Origin of the sequence: Bradyrhizobium sp. HKCCYLRH3073 (assembly GCF_051167995.1) — a bacterium.
GTDB lineage: Bacteria > Pseudomonadota > Alphaproteobacteria > Rhizobiales > Xanthobacteraceae > Bradyrhizobium.
In genome coordinates, this window is sequence record NZ_JBNPUD010000005.1 from 353,460 (window position 1) to 379,281 (window position 25,822).

Consider the following 25,822-nt stretch of genomic DNA (forward strand, 5'->3'; position numbering starts at 1 on the left):
ACGTCGCTACATCTTCTCCTTCAAGCCCCGCTTCAGACGCCACCAATTGGCCGGATAAGACGTGGCGAACCCGAACAGCATCGCGATCTGCATCATGAACCAGAATTCGGGGCTGTTGACCTCCAGCCGCGTCCCGAGCACGTGCTGGAAGATGTAGAGATTGGCGAAGGCCATGAAGCCGTACATGCCGACCTGCCAGGAGGTGATCGAGATCGTATCGGCCTTGGCAGCCGCAATGAGCCCCTTGCCGAACGACAGGCCCCGCATCGGCGCAATCGTGAAGTACTGGAACAGGATGCCGAACGCATAGGCGAGCAGGAAGTCAGGAATCCAGACGGCGAACATCTTCTCCGCGAACAGCGTCTTCCAGCCGAAGGCGACCGCGACGGCGGGAACGGCAAACGCCAGCCATTCCGCAACGATGTCCCCCAGCGTGCATCCGCTGCCGCAGTGAAGCGAGCCGTTGGCGACCATGATCGGGAAGGGGGGGGTGCCGCTTGTTCGGCGGCTCCTCGCCATGCGCCTTCTCACCATGAGCCTTCTCACCATGCGCCTTGGCGCGATGCATCTTCTCCTGGGTCGCAAGCCGCCCATAGGCGAAATATTGCCAGACGACCCAGACACTTCCAAACAACGCGGTCACCGGCCAGACGACATCCATGATCCACATCTGCTGCGGATGGCGAACCACATCGATCGCGATGATCAGGGCGCATATGACGCCCAGGACCAGGAAGACGAGCGAGAGGATGTGCAGCCAATCCGGAATCAAGGAACGCATCCGTGAGGTCTGGTCGACAAAATCGAACGACGAGAACCGCGATCGTGCCTGCTCGCGCTCGCTGCTCACAAACGACGCGGTCGATCTCACGTTCCAATCAGACGGAGGACAGTCCGTGGCTGAACCCGTCAGGTGCGAAAGCGTCCGAGCGGACCATCCTCCAGGACGGCGTTGAAGATCTGATGATGGCCGCGGATGGCGTCCAGGTCGCTCGGCGTGCGGATGCTTCGTTCGGCATCCTCCAGCACGAGGTCGGCCTGTTTGCGGATACAGTCGCTCCGATCCGGGTCGCGCTCGCGGCTCACCACCTGCGTCAGCACCTCGATCATGCGGATCAGCACTGGCGGCGCATTGCTCGCGTTCTGCCGGATCATGTCGAACATGGCGCCGACCAGCTCGCCGTAACGAAGATGTGGAACGACCAGCGACGGCTTTCCATCCTTGATCCAGACGCCGGTCTGCAGCTTCACCGGCTGTATCTCGCACAGCGCTGCGCCGAGGCGGTCGAGGACGGTGATCGCGGTATGGGGATCGTTGATCCCCGGCGAGAGCGCGCGGACCGCAACTTCGACGAGCTGCCGGATCGCGAACCGGAGATCCGCCGATGTCACCTGCTGCGGGCTGAGCGCGGTCGCATTGCGGATTGCCTCTTCAATGCCATCACAGGGGTGCGTCGCGATCGCGATCGGTGCTCCGGGAAAGACGTAGTCGCCCGGCCGGACCAGGAGATGGACGGCGGTGCCGTGCTCGCAGGCCCAGGTCGCAAGTCCGTTCTCGTCGAGCTGGACCAGATAGCCTTGCCGCGGATCTGTGATCGGAACGGCATGTCGCCAAAAGCTCTGGGGTGGCGGTGCAGGTTGACTGCCTTCGCGCGTCAGCGATCCTATCATCGCCTGCACATCCTCGCTGACGAGGCTGATGACGGTGTCGACGTTGATCCGTCCGGACATGTGACCGACGAAGTAGACCAGATTGGCGACCGAGAGAAACGCGAGCACGATGCCGATCGTGGTCGCAAGATGCGGCACGAACTCCCCTTCCGCCGGGGTGCGCACGCTGCGCAGCACGATCAGCGCGTAGCAGAAGGTGGCGAGGAAGACGCCGAGCGTGACCTGGTTGCCGCGGTCACGCGTGAAATTCCGCAGCAGCCTCGGCCCCATCTGTCCGGCCGCGAGCGACAGCGCCGCGATCATGATCGAGAACACCGTGCCGGCGACGCCGATCGTCGAGGATGCGATGGCGCCCAGGAGGGTGCGGGCGCCGGTGGCGCCGCCGGTGTAGAGCCATTCGTCGCGCAGCCAGCCGGGCACGATCGTGCCGCGATCGATCGCGATCGCCTGAAACGCGATGCCGATACCGAGCAGGATCAGCAAGGCCGGCACCAGCCAGAACGTCTCTGCGAGATCGTCGAGCAGCTTGCGGAATCGCGCGGTCATTGCTCCTCATTGGCGGGGCGGTCGGACCAGCCTGCGCTGGGCGATGACACGCGGCGGCCGGCTGGACGGACGGCAATGGTCCGTCGCCTGTCAATGGTTCCATTCCGCGAAGGTTCCGCTCAACCTCCAACGGATCCTCCTCATCGCGCACTGCCGGCCAGGGCGCCTTCCACAAAGCTTGCGAACGCCCGCGCCTTGGCGCTAGCCAGACGGCCTGGAAAGACGGCCCAGAGATCGAGCGGCGGCAGCATCCAGTCAGCCAAAATGCGGCGCACGGCGCCGCTGGCCAACTCCGGGCTGAACATCCAGTCGGACGCGATGGTCAGGCCCATGTCGGCGAGCACGGCCGCCCGCAGACCTTCGGCCGCACTGACCCTGATGCGCCCATGAACCGCAACGGACGCTTCGGCACCGTCACGGGCGAAGGACCAGACGTTGGGGAGTTGGCTGTAGATCACCGCCTCATGCTCTGTGAGATCCGCGGGACTGTGCGGCTCGCCAGCACGCGCGAGGTAGGCCGGCGTGGCCAGCACTGAACGCCCGCCGGTCGCCAGCTTGCGTGCGATGGCCGAGGAGTCGGCGAGCGCGCCCATTCGCAGCGAGACGTCGATTCCTTCGGATACCAAGTCGATGACGCGATCGTCGAGGATCACGTCGATCTCGAGGTCCGGTTGCTCGTCAAGAAAGCGTGGCAGTAGCGGCACGATATGCAGGCGGGCGAATGTCGTCGCCGCGGACACGCGCAGGCAGCCGGATAGTCCCGCGCCGGCCCCGCGCGCGGCAAGCTCGGCCTCGTCGGCTTCCTGGATGGCTGCCTTGGCCCGCTCATAGAAGCGCTGCCCGGCCTCGGTCGGGCTTAGTCCGTGCGTCGAGCGGATCAGCAGGCTCACCTGGAGCCGGTCCTCGAGCTGCGCAATCGTTTTCGACACGGCGGGCTGGCCGACATTGAGTTGCCGCGCGGCAGCCGAGAAGGAGCCGGTTTCGACAACGCGCACGAATGTCGACATGGCTTGATATCTGTCCACCGTCATTCCTCCTGGGAATAACCGTTATCGCCCACGGCCTGCTGCCCTGTCGAGCGGAACAGGGGCATCAGTTCTCCACGCTTTCGGGCCGACCGAAGGCAATCTGGTCGAGACCGGAGCGGATTGGCTGACGCCGACCGCGACTGGGCTCCTCGGTCTTGGGCATCGGCCCCAGCTGCACTTGAGGTGACGAGATCATGCTTGACGTCTATGCCTTCGCCACGCCGAACAGCATCAAGGTGCCGGTCGCGCTGGAAGAGTTGGGGCTCGATTACGCGCTGCACGGCGTGAACATCCGCAAAGGCGAACAGAAGGCGCCGAATTTCACTGCACTGAACGCCAATGCAAAGGTGCCGGTGCTGGTCGACGGGGATATCGTCCTGACCGAGTCCGCCGCCATATTGGTGTATCTCGCCGAGAAGACGGGTCGTCTGTTGCCGGCCTCGGGTGAGGGTAGGGCGCGCGTTTTCGAGCAATTGTTCTTCCACGCGTCGGGCTTGAGCCCGGCGTTCGGCCAATCGGGCTTCTTTCAGCGTCTGGCGAGCGAGCCGCAGCCGATCGCGATCGAGCGCTTCTCCAACGAAGCGAAGCGCACAGTTTCGATCCTCGACGGCGTTCTTGCCAAGCAGCCCTTCACCGCCGGCCACGAGTTCACGATTGCCGATATCGCTCATTTTGGCTGGCTGTGGCGGCGCGAGTTCGCCGGCGTTGATCTTGGGCAGGCGCCCAATGTCGCGCGCTGGTACGGCGAAGTCGAAAGCCGGCCAGCTGTGCAGCGCGCGGTCACGCGCGTGAACGCGCTCATTCCTGCCGCCTGACGCTTCCTTTCACCCTGATCCACGGAGATAGATCATGACGCTTCAGTCCAAGCTCGATGCCTTCAAGGCCGATTTCGAAGCGGGCAAACCCCCCTATCAAGTGCCACGATCGGTGATCGAGACGATGCACCGGGCCACGGCCGAACTGATCGCGAGCGGTGCCGCGACGCGTGCGCTGAAGGCGGGCGACAGGGCGCCGGTCTTCTCATTGAAAGATCCAGATGGCCAGCTCGTATCGTCCTCGGACCTGCTCGCCAAGGGCCCGCTGGTCGTGAGCTTCTATCGTGGCGTCTGGTGCCCCTATTGCAACATGGAGCTGCAGGCGCTCCAGGCAGCGCTGCCGGAGTTCGAGAAGCTCGGCGCCAGTCTGGTCGCGATCTCGCCGCAGACGGCGGCGAACAGCCGAAAGTCAGTGCGTCAGAACGAGCTCGGCTTTCCGATCCTGTCGGACACGCACAACGATGTGGCCGCCGCTTTCGGGCTTCGCTTCGCGCTGCCCGATTATCTCGTCGACCTCTACAAGAGCCTCAAGAATGATCTGCCGGCCTTCAACGGCGACCCGAGCTGGACGCTGCCGATGCCGGCTCGTTACGTCATCGCACCTGACGGCCTGATCCTCTACGCCGAGGTGAACCCGGACTACACCCGTCGTCCCGAGCCTGAGGACATGCTGCCCGCGCTTCGCCGCGCAGCCGCGGTCGCCGTTTGACCTGCGTCTCCGCCGCTCTGCGGACGAAGCCAATTTGCGAGGATCTCAATGTCTCGTACCTTCCTCATCACCGGTGCCAGCAAGGGCATCGGCCGTGCGCTCGCGGATTGTCTGGCACGGGACGGGCATCGCGTCGTGGGTCTTGCGCGCGGAGCGGCAGAAGACTTTCCAGGCACGCTCGTGTCGGTCGACCTCGCTGACACGAGCGCGACCGACGCAGCGCTCGGTGAGCTCATGGCCCGTTTCCGCTTCGACGGCGTCGTCAACAATGTCGGCCTCGTTCGGCCGCAACGGCTCGGCACCGTCGAGTTGCCGGTCCTGGACGAGGTGATACGGGTCAACCTGCATCCCGCGCTGCAGACGGTGCAGGCTCTCCTACCGGGAATGATGGAGCGTGGCTGGGGGAGGGTGGTCAACGTCTCCAGTCTCACCGTGCTCGGCTCGGTCGAACGCACTTCCTACGCTGCGGCAAAGGCCGCTCTGGTCAGCTTTAGCCGCAGCTGGGCGCTCGAGCTGGCGACCACGGGCATCACGGTCAACGCGGTCTCCCCCGGACCGACCGAAACGGAGCTGTTCCGCGCCAACAACCCGCCGGGCAGCGAAGGCGAGCGCCGCTATCTCTCGGGCGTTCCGATGCGTCGCTTCGGGCAGCCCGGCGAGATTGCCGCGGCGATCGCGTTCCTGTTGACGGAGCCGCCTTCATCACCGGCCAGACGATCCAAGTTGACGGGGGCGCTTCGATCGGCAAGGCTGCGTTCTAGCACCTGGACAGAGATCGGTACGGCGCCGAAAGGGTCCAATCTGGTCCTGCGAGGCGCTGGGGGCGGGGAGTGAGCAGGGCAGGGTCGAACCTCAGCGCCCGGCCTTGGCCGGCAGAGACAGGGTCCGCCTGGCGACGAGACCGAGTGTCGATCCCTGCACGATCACGCTGAAGACGACGACCGCATAGGTCGCGGCGAGGATCGGCGCCTTGGCCGGGTCTTCCGGAAGCGACAGCGCCAGGGCCACCGAGATGCCGCCGCGCACGCCGGCCCAGGTCAGGAACGGGATGTTGTGGGCTGAGACGAGCTTGGTCCGGGCAAGGAAAAGCAGTGGAAGGCTGACTGCGGTCAGGCGGCCCACCAGCACGAGCGGAATGGCCGTCGCGGCGCCCAGCAACGCCAGTGCGCCGAAGCGGAGCAGGAGGACCTCGAGACCGATCAACAGGAAGAGCACGGAGTTCAGGATCTCGTCGATCAGCGTCCAAAGTCCAAACAAATAGCGCTGGGTCTGCTCGCTCATGGCATATCGCGGGCCACGATCCCCGATCAGCAATCCGGCTGCGACGACGGCAAGCGGCGCGCTGCAATGAAGCCGCAGGGCAGCCGCATACACCGAGGTGACGAGCGCCAGAGACACCAGCACCTCGATGGCGTAATCGTCGATCGCATGCATGGCCCGGTAGGCGATGTAGCCGCCCGCGAGCCCCAGGAGAATGCCGCCACCCGCCTCCAGCAGCAGCATCTCGCCGATATCGACGGCACCGACATCTCCGCTCCCCGTGGCGTAGCGGAGCAGGATGGTGAACAGAACGATGCCGACGCCGTCGTTGAACAGCGATTCTCCCTGCATCTCGATCTCGAGGTCTGGCGGGACGTTGATGTTCTTGAGCGTGCTCATGACAGCCACCGGATCGGTGGGACTGATCAGGGCGCCGAACACCAGGCACCAGGCGAGCGACATCGGCAGGCCGATGGCCGTGCATGCCGCGTAGAAGCCGAAACCAACCACCAAGGTCGATATGCCCGTGCCAAACAGCGCCAGCGTGAGAACCGGAATTGCACGGCGCTTGAGCCTTTGCAGTTCGACGTGCAGTGAGCCGGCGAACAGGAGAAAGCCGAGCATCCCGTTCATCACGACCGAGGTGAAGTCGATCTGCAACAGCGCGTTCGTCAGCGGCGCGAACAGATGATGGGACGGTGCGGCCACATCGATCGCAACCAGAATGCCGGAGACCACGACGCTCATCAGAAGCAGGCCGATCGAATGCGGCAAGGGGCTGTATTTCTGATTCAGCCAGCCGAACAGTGCCGAGAGCGCCAGCAGAATTGCGCTCAGGTCCAGAAGGGAAAATACCAAATTATTCTCGCTCCTCTGGGGTGGCGCCGTGATGCGCGCGGCTGCTCTGACGATCGGCGGCAGACCGTGTCCTGGCCCGGACAGCCGCCCGCCGGCGAACAGGCCGGTGGTTCTCACGGAAAGCCTTCGCGAGAGGGTTGGTTCCACTCAGGGGATCAGACGTCACGCCGTCGGAGGACGCTCGTTCATCATGGCGCGCCGTGCAGACTGGGACTTCCGAACAGGGAATTTTCGTGGGCAGCTTGTATGACGCGGTGACAGTTGCAGCTCAGCTCGGCCATGCAGACTTCGTCGCTGATCGCAATATATTTCCGGCTCCGGCGGATCAGGCCTGCCGCCTCCATCTCCGCGAACGTGTCCGTGATGCTGGCGCGCCGCACGCCAAGGGCCTGGGCGATGCTGCGATGGGTGATGCCGATCTCCGGGCTGTCGGTCCGGTCCCTGGCGACCAGCAGCCAGCGCGCGACCCGCTGGTTCAAGCTGTGCCGTGAGTTGCACGCCACGAGCTGGGAACTCTGGATGAGCGTCGCCTGGACGTAGCGCAGCAACATCTTCTCGATGTCGCGATCCGTGGTGATTAAATGGATGAGCGCTTCGGCGGGAATGCGTAGCGCGGTTCCCGGCATCTGGACCGTGCAGATATGCGGTGAAATCCGCATCCCGAGCACCAGGGGAATGCCGACAAAATCCTTCTTGCCGAGCGTCTGGATTTCGACCTGGAGGCAGTCGCCGGCCCGCGTGCTCACGGACGCAGCGCCAGATTCGATGAAGTAGGCGTACTGGATGGGAACCCCGCGATCCTGGAGACGCATTTTCGGTGTGAGTTCGACCGTCTCGCAACGTTCCAGCAGAAGCTGACGGGACCGTTGCGGGAGCCTGCTCAACAGGGCATTGCATGTCTCATGCACATTGTGGCAGGGCGCTCCGTCGGCCCACATGGTCCGCGGCGGTCCCACGTTCCACGTGCGCTCCTGCATCGTCTCGGGTTTCAGCATGTCGACCGTCCTGACCATCACCATTTGACTATTGATGGTGAGTGCACGACGCTGATCCCAGTCGGGCTGACGGTCAGACGCCGTCAGGAAAAACCTGACCCTTCGGACAACCCGGTTCTAGAGGATGTTGTGACCAGCACGAAAGCGAGTGCCACTCGGCGGTCCCTGGTGCTCCTGGTCATGGCCGCTGCCATTCCACTGATCCTGTTCGCGGGTTGGGTCGTCTTCCTCAATGCCCGGCAGGCGCGAACCGATTCGCGTGTGGCTGCGCTCGAAACGCTCAACCGTGTCGTCAGCCGCCTGTCCTCTGAGCTCGGTCTTCAAGTCGAAATCGCGGAGACACTCGCCACCTCTGCGAGCCTGGACGCTCCCGATCTCGACTCGTTCTACATCGAGGCGTTGCGGATCAAACAGGCAAGGCCGCTCTGGGAGACGATCGAGCTCGTCGATCCCAAGGGCAACCAGGTGCTCAATCTGCTTCGGCCCATCGGGGCAGATCTGGGGGCAACGGCGGATCGTGAAAACTTCGAACGCATCTTGACGACGCGCAAGGCCGCGATCGGCGGCATCGGGCCGATCGGACCCATCTCGGGAAAACGGTTGGTCGCGCTCCGGGCGCCGGTCGAACGGCATGGTGAACTGAAATTCGTCCTGACGGTCGCCCTCGTGCCGGACGCCGTGAGTCAGATCCTCAAAGGCGCAGGCGCTCCGCCGGGATGGGTGGGTGTCGTCGTCGACGCGAAAGGCAACATCGTCGCGCGGACGATTGGCGACCAATTTGAGCTCGGCCGTCCCGCGGCCGCCGCCGTTCGGCAGGCGATTTCGGAGGGCTCGGAGGGAAACTACACGGGAACGACGGTCGAAGGCACTCCCGTCGATTCGATCTTCAAGGAATTGCCGGGCACCAGCGGCTGGTCAGTTCATCTCGGAATTCCGACAGACCAGCTTGATGCTCCCGTGCGTCGTTCGGCGATCGTGCTCGCCAGCGGAGGTGCGGTCAGCTTCGCGCTGGGCATGGCGCTCGTCTGGTTCACGGCGCGCGACATTTCGCAGCGGCGTCTGGAGCAGGAAGCCCAGGCCGCGCTGGCTTTGAAGGCCAGTGAAGAGCGCCGACGCATCATGGTCGATGCTGCGGATCTCGGTGTCTTCAGCCTGAACGTGTCGACTGGCGAGGTGATCGCATCCGGGCGAGCGCTCCAGATGCTGCAGCTGCGTGACATGGCTGGCCCTGACGACCTCACCCTCGCATTGGATCAACTCGTCGATGCCATCGAGCCGGCTGACCGCAACGTGGTCAAGACTGCCCTGCTGCACTGTCAAGGCGATCAGGCGGTGACGGTGGATTTCAGGACCGCAACCCCTCAGGGGCGCTGGTTGCGCGTCAACGGCCGCAGCTCGCATCGGTCGGATACAGGCGCCGAGGTCGTCGTCGCTGTCCTGATCGACATCGACGACAGCAAGCGTGCGGAGCTCGACCGCCAGCGCCTGTTGCGGCGTCTTGGCAAGGCGGAAGAGGACGAGCGCAAGCGTCTATCGCGGGAATTGCATGATCAGATCGGCCAGACCGTGACCGGCCTGCTGCTCGGTCTCAAGAATGTCGAGCAGGCGCTTGCGCAAATGCCGGGACAGGCGGCGCAGCTCGATCGCCTGCATTCCTTGCAGTCGCTCGCAAGTGACATCGGGCGTGATATTCATCAGATTGCGGCAGACCTTCGTCCCACCGCCCTGGACGATCTCGGATTGTACAAGGCCGTGGAGGCATTCTGTTCCGAATGGAGCCGACGATACGGACTGAGCACTGACGTCCAGACGTTGGGGCGCACCGGCCGGCTTCCACCGGAAGTCGAGAGCGCCGTCTATCGTGCGATCCAGGAAGCGTTGACCAATGTGGCAAAGCATGCGCGCGCGCGGCGGGTCAGCGTCGTGCTCGACCGCCGGGGCGAAGAGCTGCGCGTCATCGTCGAAGACGATGGTGAGGGATTTGATCCCGACCGGCGCGAGGGCGAGGAGGTTGCGAGCCAGAGGTTGGGTCTTTCCTTCATCGAAGAAAGAATGTCTCTGCTTGGCGGGACGCTCGCGATTGAAACCGAGCCGAAGCACGGAACGACGCTCTTCATGACCGTTCCCGTGACCAACGTGAGTGTGAGCTCTTGACCACGATCCGGATTACGCTTGCGGATGATCACCCTCTGGTGCTGGCCGGGATGAAGGCGCTCCTCGCGCACGTCGCGGACATGGAGGTCGTCGGCGAGGCGACCGATGCTGAGACCGCGCTCGAAGTCATTGCACGCGAGACGCCGGATATTGCGGTTCTGGACATATCGCTGCCTGTGATCGGCGGCATCGAGCTGGCCCACAGGATTGCCGATCGGGCGCCCTCGGTACGGATGCTGGCGCTCACGGTCCACGAAGATCGCGCCTATATCGAACCGATGATGCAGGCTGGCGCGCGTGGATATCTGCTCAAGCGCTCTGCTGCCGAAGATCTCGTGCGTGCGATCAGGGCCATTGCCGAGGGCGGCGTCTATCTCGATCCCGCCATCGCGGAGAAGGTGCTGCCGACGGCGCGCCTCGACGAGTCGCATCCCGACAAGGCGTCCCAACACGAGCTGACGCCGCGCGAAGCCGAAGTGCTGCGCTTCATCGCGCAGGGCTTCAGCAACAAGGAGATTGCCGGGCGCCTCGACGTGAGCGTGAAGACGATCGAAACGCACAAGGCGCGGGCGATCGAGAAGCTTGGCCTCTCCACCAGGGCCGACATCGTCCGATACGGCGTTTCGCAAGGGTGGCTCGGGGATCTCGCCAGATAGGCGTGGGGTCGCGACAGATTGCCGCTGACGCTGAGAACGCGTTCTTCCGCTGGGCCGACGCTGTCGTCACCAGCGCGCATGACTCTCCTCACTCCATCACTGGTACGCAGCGGTACACTCCGCGAGAACCCGAACGGATGGACGGGATTGGTCCTTCGCAAGTCGAAACGAAGGAGAACTACATGCGGACCCAAAACGCAGTTCCGATCGCGACCGTCGCGCTCGTCGCCATCCTCTCGAGCGGCGAGATGGCAAGTGCCGCCACCGTCATCTCACCAAAGGCCCCGGTCGCAACCGCAAGCGTCGACAACCGGTCCAATGTCATTGAAGCGCGTTGGCGCGGCGGCGGCTGGCATCACGGGTATCGGGGATATGGCTATCGGGGATACGGCTGGCATCACCGCGGTTACGGCTGGGGCCCCGCGATCGGCGGTCTCGCCGCAGGTGCGGTCATCGGCGGAGCAATCGCCAACAGCCGCGCACAGGCGGCCGAGACGGACGCCTACTGCTCGCAGCGCTTCAAATCCTACGACCCGGGCTCCGGCACCTATCTCGGCTACGACGGACAGCGCCATCCCTGTCCATGAGCAGCGGCTCGTCCATGAGGAGAAGTGGCTCCTCATGGACGCACCCAAGGTCCCGAAAGAAAGCACAGACCTAAAAGGATCGATCGAATGCGAAACATAACGGCAGCACTGGCGCTGACAGCTCTCGCGTCGACCGCGGCGTTCGGCGAGACCGCATCGCAGTCACCGCCGGCAAATCAGAGCAGTCGGCAGGACATCGTCGCCAACCTCCAGCAGTCCGGCTTCACGAATGTGAAGGTGATGCCCGCCTCAACCGTCATCCAGGCGAACGACAGGTCAGGCAACCCGATCACGGTGCTCGTGGGAGCGAACGCCACTGCTGAAGTGGCGACGGTCGGCGCGAATACAGCTTCCGCGGCTGGATCGGCCTCCGACACAGCTCCCGGCGGCGCCTTCACATCCGTTCCGGCCAAGGACGGCCTCGGATCGCGTGTGATCGGGCTGGACGTCTTCAACATGGCCAAGCAGAACATCGGCACCATCAAGGATATCGCTTTCAACGAGAACGGTGTCGACGGCTACATTCTCTCGGTCGGCGGCTTCCTCGGGATCGGCGACCAGTACGTGGCGGTGCGTCCATCGGCGATCAAGATCAAATATGATCAGAACGACAAGCGTTGGCATGCATCGATGGATACGACCGCGGAGCAGTTGAAGGCGGCTCCATCGTTCAAATATCCGAGCAGCATGTAGGCAAGGACGAACCGGAGCGGCGCGCGCGCCGCTCCGGTCGTGCTGCAGCTCTCAAGGATCTGTGGCTCCGCTCCGGAGGAAAGCTCAATGACGATCGAAGGCAATGCGTGGCCCCACCGGGCAGGCGCTCACGCGCCTGGTCTGAAGCGTATCGAAAGAGTCCCGGTCAAGCATACGGTGAGGAGAGCGTTCCTGGCCGGGATCTGGTGCGACCTCGCGAGCCTTGTCGTCGGGGCGTTCCTGTTCTCGTCACCCTGGATTCTCGGCTTCGGCGGCCCGGCACCGAACACCGCGACGCAGACGGCCGGCGTGCTCGGGGCTGTCATCGGCGTCACCAGCTTCGCTGCGCTGGCGGCGTTCGAAGTCTGGGAAGAATACATTCTCCTCCTCGCGTCGGCAGCAGCCATTCTGTCCCCGCTCGTGATCGGTCTGGCCGGCCTGCCAGCCGTCACCGTCGGGCTGAGCGGCGTCATGGCATTCGCCCTTGCGACCTCGCGGCTCCTGCTGCTTCGCCGCGCTGCAGCGGCCCCGCGCTGACGTCGCGGGGGGATGCCGAGCGCAGGACCTCATCACGCCGATCGCTGTGCCTGCAATTCGACTGATCCGATGCGTTGACGCTGCCGAATGTGGGATGCGTCGAGCAGCATTTGCGCCGCCCAGCGATAGACATTGCGCTCCCGGATGAGCTCCCGCATCAGCCGCATGCGGTTGCGCTGTTCGGACGAGGGCATCTGCAACGCATTCTGCAGCGCGTCCGCCATGCCGTGCGTGTCGTAGGGGTTGACGAGCAAGGCCTCCGACAATTCGCGGGAAGCTCCGGCGAAGGTCGACAGGATCAGCACGCCCTGTTCGTCGTCACGTGCGGCGACGAATTCCTTCGCAACCAGATTCATGCCGTCATGCAGGCTCGATACGACGCATATATCGGCGGCCCTGAACAGCTCGAAGACTTCATCGGGCTCATGATGGCGGATGACGAGACGGATCGGTGCGAAATCGCGTGTTTCATGTTTCGCATTGATCCAGTTGACGAGTGTCTCGGCCTCTTCCTGCAAAGCGCTGTACGCGCCGAGCTTGCTCCGTGTCGGTGCCGCGGCCTGGATGAACACGAACCGGCCGATCCATTCGGGGTGGCGGGTCAAGAGATCGTCCACCGCCTTGAGCCGGTCGAGAATGCCTTTCGTATAGTCGAAACGCTCAATCCCCACTGCGATCCGCACATCTGCTGACAGGCCGAACCGCCGTTGCACCGACGCGCGGCAGGACTCCGTCGGAGCCTGGTTCGCAAGCGCCGCTGGCGGCCATTCGATCGAAATCGGATATGGCCTCACCAGCACCTCCTGACCACGATAGGTGACGGACATGTGCTCGCGGTCGACGCGGCTTTCCATGAAACGGTCGGCGGCCTCGAGGAAATTGTTGCAATGAAGCTGCGTATGAAAGCCCAGGATCGTGCTGCCCAGCAGGCCCTCGATGATGGCGTTGCGCCAAGGGCATATGCTGAATGTTTCTGCATTCGGCCACGGGATGTGCCAGAACGTAATGATCGTCGCCTTCGGCAGCCGGTCACGGATCATACGGGGCAGCAGCGCGAAGTGATAGTCCTGCACGAGGACGATCGGATCGTCGCGTGTGGCCTCCTGGACGACCGCCTCGGCGAAGCGCTCGTTCACCTTGCAATATTGCAGCCAATCCGTCTCCCGGAATGTCGGGCGAACGAACGCGATGTGGCAGAGCGGCCAGAGGCCTTCGTTGGCGAGACCATAGTAGTAGCCTGTCTGCTCCTCCTCGGTCAGCCAGACCCGGCGAAGGGTGTAGGCGGGATCACCGGGAGGAACCTGCAGGCGGTCATGCCGGTCGACTGTGTCGCGGTCGGCGGAACCGGAGCCATGCGCAATCCAGACCCCGCCGCACGCCCGCATGATCGGCTCGAGTGCGGCCACCAGGCCGCTGGCAGGATTTTGCAGAACGATGCCCTCGCTCGAACGGTTGTGGATGTAGGGCTCGCGGTTGGAGACGACGACCACCTGCGCGTCCGGCAATCGCTCCACCAGCAGCCGATGCAGTGTATGCGGCGACCAGTCGATGTTGATGTCGCTGCCGAAGCGGCGCTCGGCCCGCAGCTCGGCAAGCGTGGCGTGGACGGCACGGCCGATCGGCGAGCCGCTGAACGGAGACGGCGCCTCGGCGCCGGCGGATGCGCCTTGCAGAATGCTTCGGATGGACCGCGCCCAGGATCGGGTCAGCGCGGATACGACGGCGAAGGCAAACAGGCCCAGTCCGAGTGCGATTCCGCCCAGCGCAAGCCCGGCGTAGACGCGCGCCTCGGCGGCCCGCTCGTCGACATAGGCAAGATCATGAATGACCAGCAGATCTCCGGCGGCCTGGGGAGCGTTGACCGGAAAGATTCCAACATTGACGCGGCGGCCTGAGCTGGTCGTGTCGAAGGTGCGGCGCTTGTCCCGGTCGATGGCGCGGCAGGTGATGGAGCGCGGAAAGTCCTTTGTGGCGTAGCGCAGCTCGCCGTCCGGTGTGCAGAACCCCAGCGCCAGAATGCGTTCGTCCTCGGTGATGCGTTCGAACAGAGCGCCAATGTCGGCCTGCTGGGGAGAGTTCGCGGCGGCGACGATCCGATCCCGGACCGATCGAAACACCAGCCGCGAGCGCAGGTCCACGTCCTGCCGCGACCAGCTCTCGATGAGGACCGAGGCGAGAATGACAAGGCCGGCCACGACGATCGCGACGGCCACGGCGGTCAAAGCGAGATATCTCGCCGCCGGGCGGCGCATGAACTGACCTGCGGACCAGATCATTCTTCGTCCCGGAAGCACTGTGCGGGGTGATATGTGGCGTCTCCTAATCTGAGTTGCGAGGATCTTGCGCGTTGCGGCCGGCGTTTTTCTGAATGATCGCCGTCAGGATGAGGCCGAAAGTGACCAGCCGAGGGACGTAGTACATCGGCTCGGTCGTATCGGAGACCGCAACTGCCGCAAGCAGGAACCGGGATCCGGCGTCGACCATGAATGCGGCCGAGAACAACAGGAAGAAGCGGTCACCGGTTCTGCGCCAGAACTTGAGGAAGAACAGGGCGGCGATGAGAGAGCAGGCGGCGACGCTGCCGCCGAGCACCGGGCCAAGATGTGCCATCTACTCTGACTCCCAAACGAGGCCGTAGATCAGAACCAGCATCGCGATCAGCGCGATCGCGTTGCGGACGGGCGAGAGGTCGGCTTCAGGCAGAATGATCTTGTCGACCCACAGAGCGATGTTGTTGAACGTCAGTCCAAGAAACGAGATCGCGCTCCAGAGCAGAAGCCGCGATCGGAAGCGGACATAGGCGCGCGCAAGCAGGCCGGTGCACAAGGCGCAGGTCAGCGCACACAGAGTGTAGATCACCGCGGCCATGCTAGCGGTCCTTGCGCAGCTTGAACGCGTCCGAGAACGCATTGATGCTCCGCCGCTTGCCGTGGATCAGGTTCGTGATCGGAATGAGCTGATGACGGTAGGCCTCGGCGAGTTCCGCGACGCGTTCGGCGCGCTCCGGAGATGCGTCGAATTGATAGTGCCCGTCAGCTTCGCTGAGAAAACCATCACGGTGAAGTTCGGCCAGCGCGGCGACGATCTCGCGTTCCGTGGCGTAGAGCCGTTTGGCCATCTCTGCGGCCACCCAACGTTCCCGCGGGTGAGAATGGAGGAAGAGCAGGGCTTCCATCTGGGCGACAGTGTGAATGTGATTCAGGATGAAGTCCTGAATGGTCTTGGCCAAGGGCTGTTTGGGCATGAAGCAACGAGATCTGATTTGCCCGCAGCTTGGTGGAATTCGGCGAGCGGATCAAGCAGCCTCACATATGCTCGAGGCGGCAGTGTGGTTCCGCTTTCTGCCAAAGTCCAATGCGCTGTTGCGCGCTCAAGTTGGTACGCTGCCGTACCAACTCCAGGCGGATGGATTTCGGGCACCGATCGCGCCGACGAGCATGGGAGGTGTCGGACGGTGCGCGCTGCTTGATGCGGGCCGGGCGGTATTGGCCCCGTACTTGTGCTCACCAACGATGGTGTGTGCGAATCACGCCGTGATGGTGATGCCGCCACCGCCTCGGCTGCCAGCCATAGCTGTTCCGCCATTGATGGCGCATCGTGTAGCCCCACGGGGCAGGCGCGTAGCTGTAGGCCGTATAGAAACCGGGGCCTGCGCCCCACCCATACTCGCCCCAGTAGGGCGTATACGCGTAGCGAGGATCATAGCCAGCCGGGCCGTACGCGTATCCGTAGCGATCATAGGCCGGATAAGCATCGTAGTAATAGGGCGAGGCCAGAGCCGAGCCGATCAGCGCTCCTGCGAGCAGGCCGGCGCCGATTCCCCAACCGCCGCGCCAGCGGACTTCCGTCAGCTCGCCTTGACTGCCGAACGGATGGGCCGCGGGCCTGGCGGTTGCGGACAGCGGAGTCAGCGGGGCGGCACAGGTGCCGGCGACCGGCGTGATCGCCATCATTGCAGAGAGGGACAGTGCCAAGCCGAAATTGCGCATCTTTCGCTCCTGTCGTCGTGCATTGGGTCGACACCGGCGTCCTCATCCGCTCAGAGAAGGTCGTTGACGCCGATCGCTCTTCAACATTCCAGCACGGCTTTCGAGGCCATGGCAGAGCGGTTGTTGGTACGCGTCCGTACTTGCCCGCCGATCCGGAAGAAAAAGGCGGCGTGCGTCGCCGCCGGGTCTTCCGGTGTGCGTTGTCAATGCAAACGCGCATCGAGCTGGTTCGAGAGAGGATAAACATGCCGCAGAGGGTCGTGTGCATGCTTGCGGTCGGCGCGATCGCCGCGGTGCTTCTGTGGCTCGCTCCGGATGTTCTGCTGATCGTCTTTGCCGGCATCCTGTTCGGCGTCTTCCTGAGGAGCGGCGGCTCGTGGATCGCGAAAGGGCTTGGCGTCGGACCGGCTGTCGGACTTGGCATCTTCGGCGTGGCGCTCGTTGCGTTTTTGGCGGGCTTTCTTGCCTTCGCCGGCTCCAGGCTCGCCGACCAGTTCCAGAATCTTCTCGATGGACTTCCGCGCGCGATCGAAGCCGCGAAGCACATGATCGACTCGCACGATTGGACGCAGCGGGGCGTCGGTCTGCTGGACGTCGACAGGTTCCTGCCGTCGGGTCGAGAGGCAACCTCCGTGTTCTCGACGACGCTGGGGTTCCTCGGCAGCACGGTGGTGGTCGTCTTCATCGGCCTCTACAGTGCCGCCAACCCTGAACTCTATGTGAGGGGCATCGTGGCGCTGGTGGCTCCCAGCATGCGGCCGCGAGCGGCCGATATGCTGGCGGAGGCCGGACAGACCTTGCGCGCCTGGCTGCTCGCGCAATTCGTGTCGATGGCGGTGGTCGGCATTCTCACCGGCATCGGGTTATGGGCGCTCGGCGGATCGCTGCCGCTGGTGCTTGCGGTGTTGGCTGCGCTGTTGACCTTCATTCCGAACATCGGTCCGGTTCTGGCCGCGACACCCGCCGTCCTGATCGGCCTGACGGACGGACCCATGCGGGCGCTTTGGATCGCCGCTCTCTACGTCGCTATCCAGTTCATCGAGAGCTATGTGATCGCGCCGCGCGTTCAGGAGAGGACGGTCGCTCTTCCTCCTGCATTCACAATCTCGATGCAATTGCTGTTCGGGGTGATGTTCGGCACCTTGGGGCTGGCGTTGGCGACGCCCGTCGCGGCTGTGCTGCTCGCCCTGGGAAAGCGCTTCTATGTCGCCGACTTTCTTGATCGCGAGCCGCGAGTGCGCGGTGGCTGAGCGACGCCCAATGTCCGGTCGTGACGGGCTTTGCTCATGGTGGCACCGTCGAGTGGTACGGCGGCACACCGAGCCCCTCGAACGGAAGAGAACCATCCGGCTTTGCCTCCGTTCAACATGAGCTCAGTGCAACCTCATAGAGGAGACCTCCATGTCCATCAAACTCATCGGATCATCGTTGCTGGTGCTCGCGGCGCTTCAGGCTCCGGCTTTCGCGGAAGGAACCAGCGCCAGCTCGCAACCGGGCACCCAAGGCGCACAGGCGTCGAACCAGGCCCAGCCGCTGCCGCAGCAGATCAAGCAGAAGCTGCAGAAGCAGGGCTTCACCGACATCAACGTGGTGCCCGGCTCGTTCCTGGTCAGCGCGAAGGACAGCAACAATGATCCGGTCACGATGGTGATCGGGCCGCACTCCCTGACCATGTTCACCGAGATCGACAACCAGGCCCAGACCACGGGCAGCGCGGCCGGCGCCAGTCACGATGGCTCAGGCAGCAGCTCGAAGGCCAACAACAGCAGCAAGTAACGCTGCAGATCGCATGCACCCGTCACCACGGCGCAAGAACGCGTTGCGGCGGCGCCGTTGGTGGGCGCCGCAGCGCTTGAGAGCTGCGCACGGGGAGCGGTCGTCTATTTTTTCGCGTGCAAGCGCGCGTTTGCTCCGGAGGCTCCATGCTGAAATGGGCGCTCATCTTCTTCGTCATCTCGGTCGTCGCAGGCTTTCTCGGATTCAGCGGCATTGCCGCCGGCTCCGCCCGGATCGCCAAATGGCTGTTCTTCGCCGCTCTCGTGATCTTCGTGGTCTTCATCGTGTTGGCGTTCGTGGCCGGAGAAGTGATCTTCTGAGTTCGAGAAGCTATGCCGCAAGCGTGGTTGCCCGTGATTCCAAGCGGCTGTGCAACCAAGTTCAAGGGCTTCACCTGGGTGTTGCCGATGAGAACCGTATTGATCTCGGGGGCAGGGATCGCGGGACCGACGCTCGCTTATTGGCTGAAGGCCGCGGGCTTCGAGCCGACGCTGGTCGAGCGCGCACCTGCTCTGCGCAGCGGCGGCTACGTGATTGATTTCTGGGGGCTTGGCTACGACATCGCTGAACAGATGGGGTTGCTTCCGGACATTCATCGCAGCGGGTACCACGTTCAAGAGATGCGCGTCGTTGACGCTTGCGGCAGGACCTTGGCAGGCATCGGCACCCGGGTTTTCGCTGAGTTGACCGGCGGAAGCTATGTGACGGTGCAACGGAGCGAGCTGTCGCGGTTGCTGTTCGGAAGCATCAAGAACGGCACCGAGGTATTGTTCGGCGATGAAATCATCGCATTTCGTGAAGAGCCGGAATGCATCAGGGTCGAACTCGAGCGCGCCGGTGAACGCCACTTCGATCTATTGATCGGCGCCGATGGCCTGCATTCAAGGGTTCGCAGTCTGGTGTTTGGACCGCAGACTGCATTCGAGAGGCACCTCGGCTATGTCGTCGCGGCGTTCGAGGTGCGAGGCTATCGGCCGCGCGATCAGGACGTGTATTTGATGTATAGCCAGCCAGGGCGCATGGTCGGACGCTTTACGTTACGCGACGATCGGACCATGTTTCTGTTTGTGTTCGCGTCGACCGATCCCCATCTACCGGCTTCGCCCGACCAGCAGAAGACGGTGGTGCGCGATGTCTATCGGGGCGGTGGATGGGAATGCCATGAGATCCTCGCCGAACTGGACCGCACGGACGATCTCTATTTCGACCGGGTCAGTCAGATCAGAATGCCAAGCTGGTCGCGCGGTCCCGTCGCCCTCGTGGGCGATGCCGCGTTCTGCGTATCGCTGCTGGCGGGGCAGGGGTCGGCCCTGGCAATGATCGCCGCCTACGTGCTGGCGGGCGAACTTGCTGCCAGCTCGGGACGATATCAGGAGGCGTTCGCGCGATATGACGAGGTCTTGCGGACCTATATCGAGGCAAAGCAGGGCGCCGCCGAGCGCTTTGCCGGCGCGTTCGCGCCAAAGACGCGCGCCGGCCTGCTGTTCCGCAATCTGGTGATCAAGACCTTCGCCTTTCCGGGGGTGGCGAGGCTGGCCTTCGGCAGGGACATCGCCGATGCCCTGCCGCGTCCGAACTACGACTGGCGTTCACGCGATCGATCGTCTGCCCCCCAAACCGACCGGTTTTGAGTCCAAGCGCACCCCGGCATCGCCGTCGTCGATCGGACTTCTATGACTCTTTTCCCGTGGCTGGATCGTCTTCTCTTCGTCTGGAAAGTGGAGCATGATCATGAGCCTGAAAGACAAGGGCGTCATCGTCACCAGCGGAAGCCGCGGTCTCGGCCTCGGACTGGTGGAAGCCCTGGTCGAACGCGGCGCCAGGGTGACCGTGGTGGCGCGCGGAACCAAGGCGCTGGACGGGGTCGCCGCGCGTTTGGGCGTTGCCACGATCGTGGCCGATATCACCGACGAGGCCGCCGCGCGGCGCATCGTCGGCGATATCAGTCCCGACATTCTGGTGCTGAAAGCCGGCACGACGCCGCCGATGGGCCGGCTCGATCAGCTGAGCTGGACGGACTTTTCGGCCGCCTGGGAGACGGACGTCAAGGCAGGCTTGTATTGGATCCAGGCGGCGCTCAGGCTGCCGCTTCGGCCGGGGAGCGGCGTCCTGGTCGGTTCGAGCGGCGCCGCGGTGACGGGATCGCAGATGTCGGGCGGCTACGGGGGCGCCAAGCGCATGCTCTGGTTCATGGCAAAATATGCCAATGGCGTGTCGCAGGAGGCCAAGCTCGGCATCCGTTTCCAGGCGATCGTGCCGCGCATGATGATCCTGGGCACCGGGGTGGGGGATACGGCCGCGGGCGCCTATGCCGGATCCATGGGGATCACGCCGTAAGCCTTCGTCGCTCGTTTTGGCGCGCCGATGCCGCCGCGGGCGTTCGGCGACCACGTCGTCTCGGTGCTGGAGGATCCGCGGCTTGCCGACGGCATCGTGTTCGGCCTGAATGGCGATGCCGGCGTGACGGTGATGGAAGGAGCGACCGCTTGAGCGATGGCACGCAGTCGTTGCGCCGCGGGCGCAGGACCGAGCTGATGGCTCTGGCAGAGGGACTCCGGCCCGAGCTGCATCGCTATTGCGCGCGCCTGATGGGCTCGGTGGTCGACGGTGAGGACGTCGTGCAGGACACCCTGGCGAAGGCGCTTGTGGCCATGGACGATATCAAGGAGGTCACGATGCTGCGCGGCTGGCTGTTCCGGATCGCGCATAATCGTGCGCTGGACCTGCTGCGAAGCCGCGCGATCCGGGCTGCCGAACCGATCGAGGCGGCCGACGACATCGCCGATGACACCGCAACCGACTCTTTGGAGCGGGCGTCCGCGCCGCCGACGCGGTGGCCGTGCTGACGAGCGGTCCGGCTCCCCAAGGATGACCTCTCGCACAAGAGCTCCTTATGCCCATGCTGGGATCTGACTGCACGAAGGGGGCGCCGCCGCGAGGTCATCTGCTTGATCGAGCAGGTGGCGGACGTCAGCAGATCGGGAGGGCGCAATGTCGGTACCGTTGGCCGCGTCTCCGCGATATTTGCCTGCTACGCTCCGGCTAAATTCGGGTGACTTGATACTGGCTGACTTGGCACTGCTAAAATTGCAGACCTTGCGAACTCTTGGCACCGCAAGCGGTGCGTGCGCACCGCATGCTGCGATTGGTAGTCTCATTGTCTTCGCATGCCGCGAGCGAAGGCGCTAAGATGTGAAAGTGCGACGTCGAGGAGCAATCTAACGGCGTTGAGGCGTTGCGGCGCAGCATTCTCAGCCACGCTCAACGTTCCGTTGAGATACCGCTCGCAGTTTTGTCCGAACGTCGTCGTGAGGCGCGATGCCAGATCCCGCACGAGTCCGTCACGCGCGATCTGCGCCAGCGGACCGGTGAGGCTGTAGCCGATCGTGAGCGCGAGCCGGGTTCTTCGTCCCTCGTCGATCGGGGCCATGCGCCAGCTCATCTGTCCTGAAGTCGAGCTGCGGCTCAGCCGGTCACGTCCTGTGCCGATGAGCCGCCCGGACAGGCTCACGTCGTTGCGCTCGATCCGTGCAGCGCCGCGGAAGACGGCAGCAAGCGGGCCAAGGGCAATCCTGACCTCGCCCTCGATGAGATCGGCGGCTGGCATGCCCGTGATGGAGGCGCCGGGAAAGCATGCAGCCAAGGTTCTGACATCTGCGAACAGCGCAAGGACCTCGGCAGGTGCGGCGTTCACCGTAAGCGATGCATCGAAGCTTCTCGTGGGCGGAGCGTCGAGAATGTCGAGCATGCCAGCCCCAGCGCTCTGCTTTGCCGCCATCTCATGCTTGGCATGCGGCGACGAGACGGTGGTCGGGATCGCGACCGGGTGCGATCCCACAGGACCGAGCGAACTTCGACCTGCGCCGATCACCGCTGCAATGCCTCGCTGACGCCGTGCCTCGATCACGGCGCCGACCGCCCGTACGATCCCGGCGTAACCGGTGCAGCGGCACAGATTGCCGCTCAGGCCGACACGGATGGCGTGTTCGTCCGCGTGATCGAGGCGCAGCACGAGGTCGCGCGCCGACATGATCATGCCGGGCGTGCAGTAGCCGCATTGCAGGGCATGCTCGCGCGTGAACGCGTCGCGCAGCTCGGCTGCGATCTCGTCCTCGTCCAGGCCTTCGATCGTCGTGACGGCGGCGCCCTCGCAGGCCACGGCGAGCGTGATGCAGGAGCGGGCCGGAGCGCCGTCGAGCAGCAAGGTGCAGGCGCCGCAGACGCCGTGCTCACAGCCGAGATGGGTCCCGGTCAGGTCGAGCTGATCACGCAGCACGTCGGCGAGATGGGTGCGGGGTTCGACGGTGGTCTCGGTCGCGCGCCCGTTGACGGTGAGTCGGATCGTCGTCATGCGGCGGCCTCCGCAATCGCCCGCGCGAGCACGCTCAGGTGGATGTGTCGGGCGGCCGGATCGGTCACGCCGGCCTGCGTCAGCAGGCTGTCAGTGAGGCCGCGATCGAACTGCTTGGTGGGATTGATGATCGTGCCGCCAAGCAGGGACGAATCGTCAACGACGATCGGCCTCGTGTCGATGGCGCCGATGACGACACGACTGCGGGCCAGATCCGGCTCGATCAGGACCGCGGCCATCGCATGAGCGAATTCCCCGGGCTTGCGACAGGCCTTGGCGTAGCCGAAGCGTGCCGTGGGCGGCAGCGAGGGGACGCGGATCGCTGTGACGAGCTCGCCGGGACGCAGCGCCGTCTGCAGCGCGCCCTGGATGAACTCCGCGACCGCGAGTTCGCGTTGGCCGTTGGCGCTCGTCAGCTTCACGCTGGCGCCGAGCGCCGCGAGCGTGGTGACCCAATCGGCAGCCGGATCGGCGTGGCTGAGAGAGCCCCCGATGGTGCCGCGGTTGCGGACGGCGCGATAGGCGATGCCGCGGGCGATCCGTGGCAGCACGCCATGGGTGACGTCGGGAATGCGGCCATCCTCAATATCGGCATGGGTGACGCAGCCGCCGATCACGAGAGCATCGCCGTCGCGCTCGATCGTGCGAAGCTCGGCGAGGCCGGCGACGTCGACGATGAGTTGCGGCTGCACCAGGCGCAGATTGAGCATCGGTCCGAGCGACTGGCCACCGGCCATGATCCGTGCGTCGCCATCAGCGTCTCCGAGCAGAGCCAGCGCGTCGCTCATGCTGCGGGGGCGCTCATAGACGAAGGATGCGGCCTTCACGGCGCGCTCGCCTGTTTTGCGGCGAGCACCGCCGCGACGATCCGGCGCGGCGACAGCGGCGACTGCATCAGCTCTGCGCCGAGCGGCCGCAGCGCGTCGTTGACGGCGTTGGCGATCGCCGCCGGCGGCGCGATCGCGCCGCCTTCGCCGATGCCCTTGACGCCGAACATCGTGTAGGGCGACGGCGTCTCCATGTGAAACAGGCGCGGCGCGGGGACTTCGGTCGGACCCGGCAGCAGATAGTCGGCCAGCGTCGTCGCCAGCGGCTGCGCGGCGTTGTCGAACGGCATCTCCTCGTACAGCGCGGTGCCGATGCCCTGCGCGAGGCCGCCGAGAATCTGGCCGTCGACGATCATCGGATTGACGAGGACGCCGCCGTCCTCGACGATGACGTAGTCCAGGAGCTCGACCTCGCCGAGATCCGGATCGACCGCGACCGTCACGGCATGCGCCGCATAGGAGAAGGTACCGCTGTCGCGCACCGGCTTGTAGCCGCCGGTGACTTCGAGGCCGGAGGGATCGACGTCGTTGGGAAGATCCTGCGGCCGGCGGTACCAGGTATGGGCGATCTCGGCGAGGCTGACGCTGCCGTTCGGCCCGCAGGCGCGCCCGTCGCGCCAGGTGATGGCCTCCGGCGCGAGCTGAAGCAGCTTGGCGCCGATGCGCGTGGCGCGCGCGACGAGCTGTTCGCAGGCGGTCCCCACGGCGCCGCCGGCCATCACCATCGAGCGCGAGCCCCAGGTGCCGGTGGAGTAGGGTGTCATCGCGGTGTCGCCGAGGATGACGCGGATCTTGTCTGGATCGACGCCGAGGATCTCGTGCGCGACCTGGGCGAGCGTCGTTTCGAGCCCCTGGCCGTGCGAATGCACGCCGACGCGCAGCTCCAGCCCGCCGTCGGGCGTCAAGCGTGCGGTCGCCTGCTCGTGGCCGGGCACCATCGGAATGCCCCAGCCGGCATAGACCGAGGTGCCATGCGCAGCCTGCTCGCAATAGATCGAGACGCCGGTGCCGATCAGCCGGCCGTCCGGCTCACCGCGCTGCTGCCGCGCGCGCACCGCGGGGACATCGATCGCCGTCAACGCCCGCTGCAGCGCGCCGGGATAGTCGCCGCTGTCGAAATGCTTGTTGGTGATGTTGTCGAACGGCATGTCCTGCGGCTGCACCAGGTTGCGCAGCCTGACCTCGCCGGGTTCGAGCCCGGCTTCGACCGCGACGGCATCGAGCAGCAGCTCGAGCGCGAAGCAGACGCCGGTGCGGGCCACGCCGCGATAGGGCAGGATTGGGCATTTGTTGGTCGCGACCGAATAGGTGCGGCAGCGATAGGCCGGCATCCGGTATGGCCCCGGCAGGATGCTCGCGATCTGCGCCGCTTCGAGGCAGGCGGAGAACGGATAGGACGAATAGGCGCCGGAATCGACGATCGCCTCGCAATCGATGCCGCGCAGCCGGCCGTCGCGGTCGGCATAGACCGTGATGTGATAGGCGTGCTCGCGGCAATTCGCGCTGGCGCTCAGATGCTCGCGCCGGTCCTCGAGCCATCGCACCGTCATGCCCTTGTGCATGGCGAGCCAGCTCAGGCAGACCTCCTCGGGCAGCAGGATGCCCTTGTGACCGAAGCCGCCGCCGATATCCGGCGCGATGATGCGGATGCGGCCCTGGTCGACGCCGAGGCAGTCGGACAGTCCGTTGCGCACGATGTGCGGCATCTGCGATCCCGTGTGCAGCGTGAGCTGATCCAGCCGGTGATCGAAGGTCGCGACGACGCCGCGGCCCTCCAGCGGCGCCATGCATTGGCGTGCGGTCGTGATCTCGCGCGTCACCTTGATCGGAGCGTCCAGCGCGGCTGATATGTCGACCTCGAAATTGGTCTCCAGAAAGACGTTGTCGCCCCAGTGCTCGTGCACCAGCGCAGTGCCGGCCGTGCGCGCCAGCCGCATGTCGTGCACCGCCGGCAAGGGCTCCAGCTCGAGCTCGACAGAAGCGGCGATGTCCTCGGCCTCAGCGCGGCTGCGCGCGACGCACATCGCCACGAGCTCGCCGACATGGCGCACCTTGCCGGTCGCCAGCACCGGCTGCTCGGAGATCTTGAAGCCCGGCAGGCCGGAGACCGCGCGGATCGGCTTGATGCCTGCGAGGTCGTCGGCCGTGAAGACGACGTCGCGACACTCAGCGGGAACGTGGATCGCCTTGATCCTGGCGTGCGCGAGCGGGCTGCGCACGAAGGCGACGTCCTTCAGTCCCGGCAGCCTGATGTCGGCGACGTACTGACCGCGGCCGCGCAGAAAACGGTCGTCCTCCTTGCGCGGCAAGCGCGCGCCGACACCGCGCGGCGCGCGGGCATCCGAGGCGGTCGAGGCCGCGTCCGTCACG

At 64.8% G+C, this 25,822-nt stretch carries 24 protein-coding genes and 3 pseudogenes; 14 read left to right on the forward strand and 13 right to left on the reverse strand.

All coding sequences use genetic code 11. From position 1 onward, the window contains the following. Window positions 1–6: 6 nt before the first annotated feature. The 3 genes and pseudogenes from ACQR1X_RS15390 to ACQR1X_RS15400 form a co-directional block, all read right to left on the reverse strand. Window positions 7–772, reverse strand: a pseudogene (locus ACQR1X_RS15390) (DUF4396 domain-containing protein). A gap of 137 nt (window positions 773–909) precedes the next feature. Beyond that, entirely contained in the window at window positions 910–2,217 is a 1,308-nt protein-coding gene (locus ACQR1X_RS15395) for a DUF2254 domain-containing protein (RefSeq protein WP_434899144.1), read from the reverse strand. A 140-nt stretch (window positions 2,218–2,357) separates the two neighbouring features. Further along, window positions 2,358–3,242 carry a LysR family transcriptional regulator gene (locus ACQR1X_RS15400; RefSeq protein ID WP_316239120.1) on the reverse strand — a complete coding sequence of 295 codons (885 nt, stop codon included), beginning with the start codon at window positions 3,240–3,242 and terminating at the stop codon, window positions 2,358–2,360. Window positions 3,243–3,439: 197 nt separating this feature from the next. Here ACQR1X_RS15400 and ACQR1X_RS15405 point away from each other — a divergent pair, with 197 nt between their 5' ends. Genes ACQR1X_RS15405 through ACQR1X_RS15415 form a run of 3 tightly spaced genes read left to right on the forward strand, consistent with a single transcriptional unit; the run spans window position 3,440 to window position 5,603 of the window. Beyond that, window positions 3,440–4,060 carry a glutathione S-transferase family protein gene (locus tag ACQR1X_RS15405; RefSeq protein ID WP_316239119.1) on the forward strand — a complete coding sequence of 207 codons (621 nt, stop codon included), beginning with the start codon at window positions 3,440–3,442 and terminating at the stop codon, window positions 4,058–4,060. 34 nt (window positions 4,061–4,094) lie between these two features. Further along, on the forward strand, window positions 4,095–4,769 hold the full coding sequence (locus tag ACQR1X_RS15410) for a peroxiredoxin-like family protein (RefSeq protein WP_316239118.1): 675 nt from the start codon (window positions 4,095–4,097) through the stop codon (window positions 4,767–4,769). Between the two features lie 48 nt (window positions 4,770–4,817). Further along, window positions 4,818–5,603: an SDR family NAD(P)-dependent oxidoreductase gene (locus ACQR1X_RS15415; protein WP_434899145.1), complete on the forward strand. Its 786-nt coding sequence runs from the start codon at window positions 4,818–4,820 to the stop codon at window positions 5,601–5,603. An 18-nt stretch (window positions 5,604–5,621) separates the two neighbouring features. Here the strand turns inward: ACQR1X_RS15415 and ACQR1X_RS15420 are convergent, their stop codons facing one another. Both ACQR1X_RS15420 and ACQR1X_RS15425 read right to left on the reverse strand, forming a co-directional pair. Continuing rightward, window positions 5,622–6,887: a cation:proton antiporter gene (locus ACQR1X_RS15420; protein ID WP_434899146.1), complete on the reverse strand. Its 1,266-nt coding sequence runs from the start codon at window positions 6,885–6,887 to the stop codon at window positions 5,622–5,624. A gap of 188 nt (window positions 6,888–7,075) precedes the next feature. Continuing rightward, window positions 7,076–7,882, reverse strand: coding sequence for a Crp/Fnr family transcriptional regulator (locus ACQR1X_RS15425; RefSeq protein ID WP_434899147.1), 807 nt, complete (start codon window positions 7,880–7,882; stop codon window positions 7,076–7,078). Window positions 7,883–8,062: 180 nt separating this feature from the next. Here ACQR1X_RS15425 and ACQR1X_RS15430 point away from each other — a divergent pair, with 180 nt between their 5' ends. The 5 genes from ACQR1X_RS15430 (at window position 8,063) to ACQR1X_RS15450 (ending at window position 12,509) form a co-directional block, all read left to right on the forward strand. After that, the gene (locus tag ACQR1X_RS15430; RefSeq protein WP_434899148.1) at window positions 8,063–10,036 is read left to right on the forward strand and encodes an ATP-binding protein; all 1,974 of its coding nucleotides are present in this window, start codon (window positions 8,063–8,065) and stop codon (window positions 10,034–10,036) included. Further along, window positions 10,033–10,692: a response regulator transcription factor gene (locus tag ACQR1X_RS15435; RefSeq protein WP_316239114.1), complete on the forward strand. Its 660-nt coding sequence runs from the start codon at window positions 10,033–10,035 to the stop codon at window positions 10,690–10,692. The genes ACQR1X_RS15430 and ACQR1X_RS15435 overlap by 4 nt, the downstream gene beginning before the upstream one ends. 182 nt (window positions 10,693–10,874) lie before the next feature. Next, a complete protein-coding gene (locus tag ACQR1X_RS15440) occupies window positions 10,875–11,279 on the forward strand; it encodes a BA14K family protein (protein WP_434899149.1) in 405 nt (134 codons plus the stop codon). An 87-nt stretch (window positions 11,280–11,366) separates the two neighbouring features. Continuing rightward, entirely contained in the window at window positions 11,367–11,972 is a 606-nt protein-coding gene (locus ACQR1X_RS15445; protein WP_434899150.1) for a PRC-barrel domain-containing protein, read from the forward strand. Between the two features lie 87 nt (window positions 11,973–12,059). Further along, window positions 12,060–12,509 carry an SPW repeat domain-containing protein gene (locus tag ACQR1X_RS15450; RefSeq protein WP_434872960.1) on the forward strand — a complete coding sequence of 150 codons (450 nt, stop codon included), beginning with the start codon at window positions 12,060–12,062 and terminating at the stop codon, window positions 12,507–12,509. Window positions 12,510–12,541: 32 nt separating this feature from the next. On the opposite strand, the gene ACQR1X_RS15455 is transcribed toward ACQR1X_RS15450, so the two are convergent. From ACQR1X_RS15455 to ACQR1X_RS15475, 5 genes are all read right to left on the reverse strand, one after another. Next, a complete protein-coding gene (locus ACQR1X_RS15455; RefSeq protein ID WP_434885197.1) occupies window positions 12,542–14,785 on the reverse strand; it encodes an alpha,alpha-trehalose-phosphate synthase (UDP-forming) in 2,244 nt (747 codons plus the stop codon). A 43-nt stretch (window positions 14,786–14,828) separates the two neighbouring features. Next, the gene (locus tag ACQR1X_RS15460; RefSeq protein ID WP_434848057.1) at window positions 14,829–15,119 is read right to left on the reverse strand and encodes a DUF5985 family protein; all 291 of its coding nucleotides are present in this window, start codon (window positions 15,117–15,119) and stop codon (window positions 14,829–14,831) included. Continuing rightward, window positions 15,120–15,377, reverse strand: coding sequence for a DUF5985 family protein (locus ACQR1X_RS15465; protein WP_316239108.1), 258 nt, complete (start codon window positions 15,375–15,377; stop codon window positions 15,120–15,122). Window position 15,378: 1 nt separating this feature from the next. After that, window positions 15,379–15,738 carry a hypothetical protein gene (locus tag ACQR1X_RS15470; RefSeq protein ID WP_316239107.1) on the reverse strand — a complete coding sequence of 120 codons (360 nt, stop codon included), beginning with the start codon at window positions 15,736–15,738 and terminating at the stop codon, window positions 15,379–15,381. A gap of 274 nt (window positions 15,739–16,012) precedes the next feature. Continuing rightward, window positions 16,013–16,498, reverse strand: a complete 486-nt coding sequence (locus tag ACQR1X_RS15475) for a hypothetical protein (RefSeq protein ID WP_434899151.1) — start codon at window positions 16,496–16,498, stop codon at window positions 16,013–16,015. Between the two features lie 140 nt (window positions 16,499–16,638). On the opposite strand from ACQR1X_RS15475, the gene ACQR1X_RS15480 reads away from it, so the two are divergent. The 6 genes and pseudogenes from ACQR1X_RS15480 to ACQR1X_RS15505 all read left to right on the forward strand — a co-directional run. Continuing rightward, window positions 16,639–17,748: an AI-2E family transporter gene (locus ACQR1X_RS15480; RefSeq protein ID WP_434899152.1), complete on the forward strand. Its 1,110-nt coding sequence runs from the start codon at window positions 16,639–16,641 to the stop codon at window positions 17,746–17,748. Between the two features lie 151 nt (window positions 17,749–17,899). After that, window positions 17,900–18,274: a hypothetical protein gene (locus tag ACQR1X_RS15485; protein WP_316239104.1), complete on the forward strand. Its 375-nt coding sequence runs from the start codon at window positions 17,900–17,902 to the stop codon at window positions 18,272–18,274. 146 nt (window positions 18,275–18,420) lie between these two features. After that, window positions 18,421–18,594, forward strand: a complete 174-nt coding sequence (locus tag ACQR1X_RS15490; protein WP_434848060.1) for a DUF1328 domain-containing protein — start codon at window positions 18,421–18,423, stop codon at window positions 18,592–18,594. Window positions 18,595–18,606: 12 nt separating this feature from the next. Further along, window positions 18,607–19,905: an FAD-binding domain gene (locus ACQR1X_RS15495; RefSeq protein ID WP_434899153.1), complete on the forward strand. Its 1,299-nt coding sequence runs from the start codon at window positions 18,607–18,609 to the stop codon at window positions 19,903–19,905. A gap of 100 nt (window positions 19,906–20,005) precedes the next feature. Beyond that, window positions 20,006–20,764, forward strand: a pseudogene (locus tag ACQR1X_RS15500) (SDR family oxidoreductase). Continuing rightward, window positions 20,761–21,084, forward strand: a pseudogene (locus ACQR1X_RS15505) (sigma factor); the annotation flags it as partial. The pseudogenes ACQR1X_RS15500 and ACQR1X_RS15505, both read left to right, overlap by 4 nt. 344 nt (window positions 21,085–21,428) lie before the next feature. Here ACQR1X_RS15505 and ACQR1X_RS15510 read toward each other — a convergent pair. Genes ACQR1X_RS15510 through ACQR1X_RS15520 form a run of 3 tightly spaced genes read right to left on the reverse strand, consistent with a single transcriptional unit; the run spans window position 21,429 to window position 25,821 of the window. After that, window positions 21,429–22,625, reverse strand: a complete 1,197-nt coding sequence (locus tag ACQR1X_RS15510) for a 2Fe-2S iron-sulfur cluster-binding protein (RefSeq protein WP_434899154.1) — start codon at window positions 22,623–22,625, stop codon at window positions 21,429–21,431. After that, window positions 22,622–23,452: an FAD binding domain-containing protein gene (locus ACQR1X_RS15515; protein ID WP_434899155.1), complete on the reverse strand. Its 831-nt coding sequence runs from the start codon at window positions 23,450–23,452 to the stop codon at window positions 22,622–22,624. The genes ACQR1X_RS15510 and ACQR1X_RS15515 overlap by 4 nt, the downstream gene beginning before the upstream one ends. After that, window positions 23,449–25,821, reverse strand: a complete 2,373-nt coding sequence (locus tag ACQR1X_RS15520; protein WP_434899156.1) for a xanthine dehydrogenase family protein molybdopterin-binding subunit — start codon at window positions 25,819–25,821, stop codon at window positions 23,449–23,451. Before ACQR1X_RS15520 ends, ACQR1X_RS15515 begins: the two co-directional genes overlap by 4 nt. Window position 25,822 lies beyond the last annotated feature (1 nt).

Excerpts from the sequence above, each read along its gene's own strand:
- ACQR1X_RS15405 (WP_316239119.1), top strand. The coding sequence starts at position 3,440 with ATGCTTGACGTCTATGCCTTCGCCACGCCGAACAGCATCAAGGTGCCG.
- ACQR1X_RS15395 (WP_434899144.1), bottom strand. The coding sequence starts at position 2,217 with ATGACCGCGCGATTCCGCAAGCTGCTCGACGATCTCGCAGAGACGTTC.
- ACQR1X_RS15485 (WP_316239104.1), top strand. The coding sequence starts at position 17,900 with ATGTCCATCAAACTCATCGGATCATCGTTGCTGGTGCTCGCGGCGCTT.
- ACQR1X_RS15415 (WP_434899145.1), top strand. The coding sequence starts at position 4,818 with ATGTCTCGTACCTTCCTCATCACCGGTGCCAGCAAGGGCATCGGCCGT.
- ACQR1X_RS15465 (WP_316239108.1), bottom strand. The coding sequence starts at position 15,377 with ATGGCCGCGGTGATCTACACTCTGTGTGCGCTGACCTGCGCCTTGTGC.
- ACQR1X_RS15490 (WP_434848060.1), top strand. The coding sequence starts at position 18,421 with ATGCTGAAATGGGCGCTCATCTTCTTCGTCATCTCGGTCGTCGCAGGC.
- ACQR1X_RS15455 (WP_434885197.1), bottom strand. The coding sequence starts at position 14,785 with ATGATCTGGTCCGCAGGTCAGTTCATGCGCCGCCCGGCGGCGAGATAT.
- ACQR1X_RS15475 (WP_434899151.1), bottom strand. The coding sequence starts at position 16,498 with ATGCGCAATTTCGGCTTGGCACTGTCCCTCTCTGCAATGATGGCGATC.
- ACQR1X_RS15445 (WP_434899150.1), top strand. The coding sequence starts at position 11,367 with ATGCGAAACATAACGGCAGCACTGGCGCTGACAGCTCTCGCGTCGACC.
- ACQR1X_RS15495 (WP_434899153.1), top strand. The coding sequence starts at position 18,607 with ATGCCGCAAGCGTGGTTGCCCGTGATTCCAAGCGGCTGTGCAACCAAG.
- ACQR1X_RS15430 (WP_434899148.1), top strand. The coding sequence starts at position 8,063 with ATGGCCGCTGCCATTCCACTGATCCTGTTCGCGGGTTGGGTCGTCTTC.
- ACQR1X_RS15460 (WP_434848057.1), bottom strand. The coding sequence starts at position 15,119 with ATGGCACATCTTGGCCCGGTGCTCGGCGGCAGCGTCGCCGCCTGCTCT.
- ACQR1X_RS15510 (WP_434899154.1), bottom strand. The coding sequence starts at position 22,625 with ATGACGACGATCCGACTCACCGTCAACGGGCGCGCGACCGAGACCACC.
- ACQR1X_RS15410 (WP_316239118.1), top strand. The coding sequence starts at position 4,095 with ATGACGCTTCAGTCCAAGCTCGATGCCTTCAAGGCCGATTTCGAAGCG.
- ACQR1X_RS15425 (WP_434899147.1), bottom strand. The coding sequence starts at position 7,882 with ATGCTGAAACCCGAGACGATGCAGGAGCGCACGTGGAACGTGGGACCG.
- ACQR1X_RS15450 (WP_434872960.1), top strand. The coding sequence starts at position 12,060 with ATGACGATCGAAGGCAATGCGTGGCCCCACCGGGCAGGCGCTCACGCG.
- ACQR1X_RS15440 (WP_434899149.1), top strand. The coding sequence starts at position 10,875 with ATGCGGACCCAAAACGCAGTTCCGATCGCGACCGTCGCGCTCGTCGCC.